4 protein-coding genes are annotated in these 8,118 nt (G+C 60.4%); 2 read left to right on the forward strand and 2 right to left on the reverse strand.

Annotated features, from left to right (window positions below; all coding sequences use genetic code 11):
• A partial coding sequence (locus CUC44_RS21345; RefSeq protein WP_244166812.1) for a beta strand repeat-containing protein occupies positions 1-4,560 on the forward strand: 4,560 nt, incomplete at its 5' end.
• 244 nt (positions 4,561-4,804) lie between these two features.
• Here CUC44_RS21345 and mdtH read toward each other — a convergent pair.
• Complete coding sequence (gene mdtH / locus CUC44_RS20675) at positions 4,805-5,998, reverse strand: multidrug efflux MFS transporter MdtH (RefSeq protein WP_100861733.1); 1,194 nt, start codon at positions 5,996-5,998, stop codon at positions 4,805-4,807.
• A 208-nt stretch (positions 5,999-6,206) separates the two neighbouring features.
• Here mdtH and CUC44_RS20680 point away from each other — a divergent pair, with 208 nt between their 5' ends.
• Entirely contained in the window at positions 6,207-7,100 is an 894-nt protein-coding gene (locus CUC44_RS20680) for a LysR family transcriptional regulator (RefSeq protein WP_167388975.1), read from the forward strand.
• Between the two features lie 62 nt (positions 7,101-7,162).
• Here the strand turns inward: CUC44_RS20680 and CUC44_RS20685 are convergent.
• The coding region (locus CUC44_RS20685; protein WP_208621101.1) for a M4 family metallopeptidase at positions 7,163-8,118 on the reverse strand (956 nt) is incomplete at its 5' end.

Raw genomic sequence — 8,118 nt, forward strand, 5'->3', positions numbered from 1 at the left:
AAACTGGCGGCCGGTAACACCGCGAACGTGGTGTTTACCTACACCGCGACCGACGGCACCGTCAGCCAGACCAGCACCCTGACCATCACCATCACCGGCACCAACGATGCGCCGGTGCTGCAAGCCGATGTGGGCGCGGTCAACGAAGACGCCATCCTGACGGTGAATGCGGCGAGCGGCGTGCTGGCCAACGACAGCGATGTCGATGGCAACACCCTGAAGGTGACCGGGATCCTGAACGGCACCACGGGCACGGCCACCGCGGTCAACGCCAGTGGCGACACCGTGCTGACTAACAGCTACGGCACCCTGACCATCCGCGCCGACGGCAGCTACAGCTTCAACGCCAACGGGGCGGATGCCCAGAAACTGGCGGCCGGTAACACCGCGAACGTGGTGTTTACCTACACCGCGACCGACGGCACCGTCAGCCAGACCAGCACCCTGACCATCACCATCACCGGCACCAACGATGCGCCGACCTTAAGCATCGATAAGGGGGCCGTGGTATCCGAAGAGGGCCTTGCCGGCGGTATTGCCGATACGGCAGGCAGCAGCGATACCACGGACAGCGCGGTCGCCAGCGGCAAGATCACGGTCGGTGACCTGGATAGCCAGGATAGCTTGACCGTCAGCCTGAATGGGCCGAGCGGCCTGACTTCCGGCGGTGCTGCGGTGCAGTGGAGCTGGAATGCCACCACCAAGGTGTTGACCGGTTATACCGGCACGGTGGGCGGTGCGGACTACAAGGCCGTCATCGACGTCAAGCTGACCGCTCCGACAGGCGGCAAGGGGGATTGGGGCTACGATGTGACTCTCAAGGTGCCGCTTGATCATCCGGTCAAGGGGAGTGAAGACGTACTCAACTTCCAGGTCGGTGTGACAGTATCGGATGGCAAGACCACCACCACCGGCAGCCTGCCCATCTCGGTCGAGGACGACTCGCCGGTCGCTGGCGATGCTGCGGCAGTGTCCGTCACCAAGACGGATATCCCGACTGCCCTGACCGGGTTGTTCGATCTGACCCAATACAGCGGCAACAAGCTGTCCCTCGGCATGGCGGGCTTCACCATCACGGCCCTGGGCTTCACGTCGGCGACCAACTCGACCCTGATCGCGGCGAATGTGAATGGTTCCAGCTCAGGGCTGGGGGTGTCCAGCGTGGCTGCACCCAACCTCAATCTCGCCAACGAGATCGATTTCCGCCACTTCGCCAACGGCACCTCAGCTTCCGAGCAGCTGGTCATCAAGCTGGATGCGGGCAAGGTCGCCTATGGCGCCAACATCAAGTTCAGCCAGATGTTCGGCGGCGAGCTGGAGAGCGGCGTGGTGGAGTTCTACCGTGGTGGCGTGCTGATCGGCACCCAGACCTTCAGCTCCAACGCCTCGGGCGGCGACTATGCTGGCAACTTCCAGGTGCAGCAGGGCGGTTTCGATACCATGGTGATCAAGGCCACCAACAATGGCAATGGTCTCAATGCCGACAACAGTGACTTCACCGTGAAGAGCATCGAGTTCCTTGGTGCCAGCACGGCTCAGGCCATAGCTTACGGCTCAGGTACTGTCACGCCGCAGTGGGGAGCGGATGGCAAGGGGTCGATGCAACTGCTCGGTTCCGAAGCCGGGCTGACCACGGCCACCGGCAAGGCGATCACCACCACCCTGGAGTCGGCCAACACCCTGGTTGGCAAGACCAGTGATGGCACCCTGGTGTTCCGTCTGGAATTCACGCCGGCCACCGGCAAGTGGGAGTTCTTCCAGTATCAGAACATGTCCAAGCCAGTTGGTGATGGGGATATCGACTTCCAGATCCGGGTCGTGGATGGGGATGGGGATGCCAGCACCGGCTCCTTCGCCACCAAGCCGCTGTTCACGCCGACTGTGCAGTCGGTCTCCAGCGAGAGTGTGGCCGAAGGCGGCAACCTGAGTCACAGCGTGACCCTGTCCGACGCGACTCAGGAAGTGACCCAGTATGACTTTGCCATCCAGGGCAGTGGTAGCAACCCGGCATCCGGCCCTGACTGGGGAAGCGCCCAGTTCAGCAATGGGGTGACCTATAACAGCGCGACCGGCAAGATCACCGTGCCGGCCGGTGTCTCCGGCTTCACCGTCGCTATACCAACCGTCAATGATAAATTGGCCGAGAGCAGTGAAACACTCACTATCACAGTGGGTGGCCAGTCAGGCGTCGGGACCATCATAGATAACGATCTCTCCGTTCGTCTGAGCGGTGGTTTGGTGGATGAGGATGGTTTGTCAGGGGGCAATGCATCCTTACCTGAGCCTGTGGGCGTGCCAACCACTGGTCCTCTTTCTGTGACTCAGGCACTGCAGGTGACTGATGGCAGTGGCAGTAATGTGGCTGGCGTGCAGCTCAAACTGGTGAGTATCACTGGCTTGAGCGGGATCACGGGTGTTGATGGGCAGCCCGTCAACGTGGTTCAGGATGGCGCTGGGCTTAAGGGGTACTTTGGCACCAACACCAGCAACGTCGCCTTTACCGTGACAGTGGATAATAGTGCCAACCCACCGAGCTATACCTTCACTCTGATCAAGCCGCTTAGCCATCTTGTGGATGGCCAAAGCAGTGTGTTGACTAGCCAGGACGAACTTCGCTTCACCGTCAATTATGAGGTGAGCAAGTCCGGAGTCGACACTGCCTCTGGCTCGTTTGAACTTGCCGTGCGTGATGATGTGCCCGTTGCCGTTGTGGATAATGCCAGTATCAACGTAGTAGTGGATTCGTTCTTGTTCTCAGGTATCGAAGCATCTTGGATTAGTGCCGTTGGCGGAAAGAATCTGGAGTATTTCGATGGGACGGATAACGACTCGGCCAAGGACCAGATCCGTTGGGGTGGCAAAAATGAGACGAAATCCGGTTATGGATTCGCCGATAACGATACTGCGTTGAACGGGCAGATCCCGTTGAACGAAGAGATCAAGCTGGGTACCTTCACTCATTACAACTACCCGGTCACCTCGGGAACCTCGATCACGGGGGTCACCATGCAGGCGACTTTCTCGGTGACCGATGCTTCGGGGAAGGTGACCCCGGTGACTGTGTCCATCAACTTCAACCACAACGAAACGCCGAATGATGGGGCCGATCCACGGGATATCATCACCATTGGGACTACGACGGCGAGCTTCAACTTTGAAGGTAAGGTCTACAGTTTCGAGGTGCTGGGCTTCCGAGATGCGAGTGGCAACGTGGTGAAGACTATCTACACCAATGAAAACGCCAGCAGTAGCTTCGATTTGGTCGTCAAGATAGTGGAAGGTTCGGGTTATGAATTGCCGCAGACCACGGGCAACGTCTTGAGCAATGATCTGGCTGGGGCTGATGGTGGCTTGGCCGTCATTGGCTACGGTGTCGGCAACAATGCCACGACCTACAGCAACGGTGCGGGGAGCCAGGTGGTTGGCTTGTATGGGGTTCTGACCATCTTGGTGAACGGTGCCTACACCTATCAGGTCACCAAAAACGGTAGTCAGATCCCTGCCGATGCACGTGAGGTGTTTAGTTATAGCGTTCGTGATGGTGATGGGGATACCACCAACAGTACTTTGACCATCAGTGTCAATCCGGTCGACAGTAATGGTGTACCTGTCTACCTCCCGCTCACCGTAGATGGTACTGATCTCAACGATACGATAGTGGTTCGAAATGGTGAGAGGGCAACCAACCCCGACCGACTTGATGTCTTCTTTGGTGGAAATCTGCTGGGTGAGATCACAACCAGTAGTGGTGGAACTGACCGCGTTCATACCGGGGTGAGTTACAACAAGGGGAGCTCGGATCAGATAATCAGTAGTGGTGCTGGTAATGATCATGTTGAAACCGGTAGTGGCAATGATGTCATTTACGCAGGCAAGACGGGAGCGGATGGATTCGGTACCGACGATGGCTTGCAACTCACCGTAGATCAGCTGAAAGCACACCACATCATGACTGGCAGTCTTTCTGGTTCGGATTCTATCTTGGATGCGGATGGACTGTTGCTGAGTGTGGATGTCAGTAGCCGTTACGCCGACGTCGTTAACAGTGGCAGCGGTAATGACAAGATCTACGGGCAATCTGGTTCTGACATCCTGTTTGGCCACGCTGGTGACGACTATATCGATGGCGGTAGCCATAACGATGCACTGCGTGGTGGTCTGGGGAATGACATCCTGATTGGTGGCCTCGGTAACGATATCATGCGAGGTGATGGTGGCGCCGACACCTTCGCCTGGCAGAAGGGGGATACGACACCGGGTACCCTGACCAAGGATTACGTCACCGACTTCTCCAAGGCCGAGGGGGACAAGCTGGACTTGAGCGATCTGCTGGATAACGACGGCAGCAAGACGGAGAGTTCCCTGAAGGGGCTGCTCTCTGTGTTCCAGGACAACGAAGGGGTGCACCTGCAGGTCAAGGAGAACAGTACGGCGCCTGTGACTCAGGAGATAGTGCTGACGAACCACACCTTCGATACCCTGACCGGCGGCTCCGGTACCACGGCCACTCAGGTGATCGATTTCATGTTGCAAAACAACATGCTGGATATCGACAAGTAAGTCGGTTTCAGGTTGAGCAAAAAGCGGCAGTCTTATCTGCCGCTTTTTTTATGGACCGGTTTTATGGGGAAAGGAGGGAAGTCGGCGGGGCGGGGGTGAGAAAGAGGAGGGCGTGGGGGAACGGATGATGACGGTGGCAGCCAAGCCAACGGGTGATTGTCCGCCGGATAGCAACAAGGGCCGGTTTGGATAAACCGGCCCTTGTTGTTCACATAGGTGCAGAGTTCAGCTAACGCCAGAGGATTCAGGCATTGACCCGGGCCAGGCGGGAGTCACGCTGGAAGCAGTTCACCAGCAGCAGGAAGGTGGTGATCCCGACGGTGCCCAGCACCAGCCAGGGCAGCCAGGGTTGCCCCTGGGCGTTGGCGTAGTCGTGCAGGGCGCCGCCACCCACGTACCCCGTCATGCCACCGAGTGCGAGCCCCAGTCGGCTGAACCCCATGTAGCTGCCGCGAGCCCCTGGTTGCGCCAGCTTGGTCATCAGCGTCTCGCGCGCAGGCTCGGCGATGATGATGCCGAGATAGAAGCAGGCCAGCAGCATGAAGACGGCGGGCAGGGTGTTGGCAAAGGCCACCAGCCCGATGCCGGCAGTCATCAGCAGCACGCCCGCCATCAGCCGGCTCTCCAGCTTGAAGTGGCGCTCGCCATAGCGGGCCAGGGGGTAGAGCAGAGTCAGCGAGATGGCCGTCTCCAGGGTATACATCCAGCCCACCGCCGTGGTGCTGCCCGCCATCTGCTTGACCAGGATGGGGAAGATCAGCATCACCTGTACCCAGAGCGCGTAGTAGCCGCTCAAGACCAGCACCAGTCGGCAGAAGGCCTTGTCCGCCAGCACCTGACCGAGACCGGCCCGGATCGGGGTCGGTCGCACCGAGAGCTTGTAGGGGGGCAGGATCAGCAGGTTGCACAGGGCCGCGCAGACAAACAGGCCGGCTCCCAGCAGGCAGACATACTCGAAGTCGAAGTTCAGCAGCCAGCTGCCGAGCAGGGCACCCACCACGGCGCCGGCGCTCTCCAGCATCATCAGCAAGGAGATGTAGCGACCACGCTCACGGGGGCGGGTGAACTTGATCACCAGGGCGGCACGGGGGGGATCGAACAGGCAGCCGCCGAGCCCGGAGATGATACAGGAGAGGATGAGCTCCAGCCCGGTCTGGGCATAGGCCAGGCTGGCGAAACCCAATGCCCGCAGCAGCATGCCACAGACGATGAGGGGGCGGGCCCCGAATCTATCGGCGAGGGATCCACCAAAGACCCCGAGCCCCTGCTGGGTCAGCTGGCGCAAACCCAGCGCCAATCCGACCACACCTGCGGCCCAGCCGAGCTGATCCACAAATCGCAGGCTTATCATGGGCATGACCACAAAGAATCCCAGGATCACCAAGAGGGAATCCAATGCCAAGAACCACCGCCCCAACCGCCTCGCCCGCTCTACCATGACCTCATAACCCCTGCTTGCATCGAAATACATTATTTATTGTGTGTGTTGCCAAAATGGCGCCGTCACCAAACAGAGCCAAGGGCGAAGACAAGTCCCTGACTCGGTGGCGTTATGCCGATTTCATGACGATTGATACTGCTATTCTGGGAGGGGGCCAGATATAGTGGTAGCCGACAACTGGCTATATTTCATATTGGATTTTGTTATGGCTATGACCCTCGATGATCTGCAATTGCTGCTGGATGTGGCCAACCGTGGCAGCTTCAGCAAGGTGGCCGCCATTCGCGGCTGGTCCCAACCCATGGTCAGTCAGCGGATCGCCGTGCTGGAGCAGGAGCTGGGACAGCCCCTGTTTCGTCGTCATCGCCGTGGCGCTACCCCGACGCCCGCCTGCGAGCAGTTTCTGCCTGCCGCCAGTGCCGCCCTGAGTGCATTGGAGGGGGGGCGACTCGCGATGCAGGGGGCGCCCGCCCTGCCGCGGATCCGGCTCGCCTGCCTGCCCTCTTTGACCACGGTCGTCTTTGGCCCTCTGCTGCTGGCTCTGGTGGACGAGGCGTTCGAGATCCGCTGCAACACGGATCACTCCGGCATCATCATGCAGGAGCTGCTGACCGGTGAGACAGACGTCGGCTTCATCTTGAAATGTCCCGCCATCGCGGGCATCCAGCTCGAGCTGCTCTACCGCTCCCCCATCATAGCCGTGGCCAGCGCCTCTCATCCGCTGGCGGGCAGACAAGGATTGACCCTGCAAGACATCGCCAACGAGCGGCTGGCCCCCCAGCAGTGGGGCACAGGTTGTGACGAGCTGATCCTGCAATTGCGGTTGCTGCGCCAGGTAGCGAGCCCGCTGCATGCCATCCAGCCCGCCAGTGCGGCGCGGGAGCTGGCGCTGGAGCACGGCTTCATCACTTTGATGCCGGCGCTCGCCATCAGTCGGGATCTGGAGTTTGGCCGCCTGGTGCAACTGGATGTGGTGGACTTGCCACCGGATCACTGGGACGTGATGATGGCCTGGCGCAGCGGCAAGCGGCCAAACCGGGAGAAGGAGCGGGTGCTGGAAGCGGCCAGAGCCCTGGCCCTGCGCTGGGCGGGACGCTGATCGCCAAAAAAAAAGCGCCGGACAAGTCCGGCGCCTGGGTCAGGTTGCTTGCTGATGCAGGATCAGTAGCTGGCTTTCAGGGTCACGCCCGAGAAGGCGCTGAAGGCGCTGAGCTGCACGTGCCAGGTGCCTGCCTTGGGGGAGGTCAGGGTGCAGGTCTCGGCGTTGCCGCTCTTGTAGGGGCGGCAGTCATAGCTGGCGCTGGTTGGTGCCGAGCCGAACTTCACGTAGAGATCCGCGTCCCCGGTGCCGCCACTGCTGGCGATCACCAGCTGGCTCTTGCCGGCGGGCACGTCAATGGTGTAGCTCACCTTGCCACCCTTGGCGGCAGCCAGACCGGTGACCGGTACCCCGTTTTGCAGCACGCTGCCGGGTTGCGGCGTGGCGCTGCATGAGGCGTTGACGCCGACTGTGGTGAAGGCTGCCGCCACGTCGGTCAGGCTGTAGCCCAGATCCGTGGCCGCCTTGGTCACGCCGCAGGCGCCCTGATCGTAGGTGGTGTTGGCGCCCCAGTAGAGGCGGTTGGCCAGCACGAACACCTCGAATGCCTTGCGGGTCGTCCAGCCATTGGTATTGGCCAGCAGGTAGAAGGCGCGGTTATAGACACCCGAGCTGTGGTGCACGTCGATGCCGTCATAGTAATCGCTGGCATGACCGATGGACTTGCCATCCCGGGTCGGATCCTCAAAGTAGCGCAGTGAGCCGTTGCCCTTGAAGATCTGGGCCCCCACCAGCCAGTCGTTGCTGCCCTTCATGAAGTTCTCGGCCGCTTCCCCCGCCATGTCGGAGAAGGCCTCGTTGATGCCGCCGGATTGACCGGAGTAGACCAGCCCCGAGTTCTGCTCGGTGAAGCCGTGGCTCACCTCGTGGGCGGCCACGTCCAGGCTCACCAGCGGATAGAAGGTGGTGGCACCGTCGCCGAAGGTCATCTGGCTGCCGTCCCAGAAGGCGTTCTCGTAGTTGCGGCTGTAGTGCACCCGCATCTTGAGCTTGAAGCTCAGCGGCGCCGTGTTGTACC

It is taken from the genome of Aeromonas lusitana (genome assembly GCF_002812985.1).
Taxonomy (GTDB): domain Bacteria; phylum Pseudomonadota; class Gammaproteobacteria; order Enterobacterales; family Aeromonadaceae; genus Aeromonas; species Aeromonas lusitana.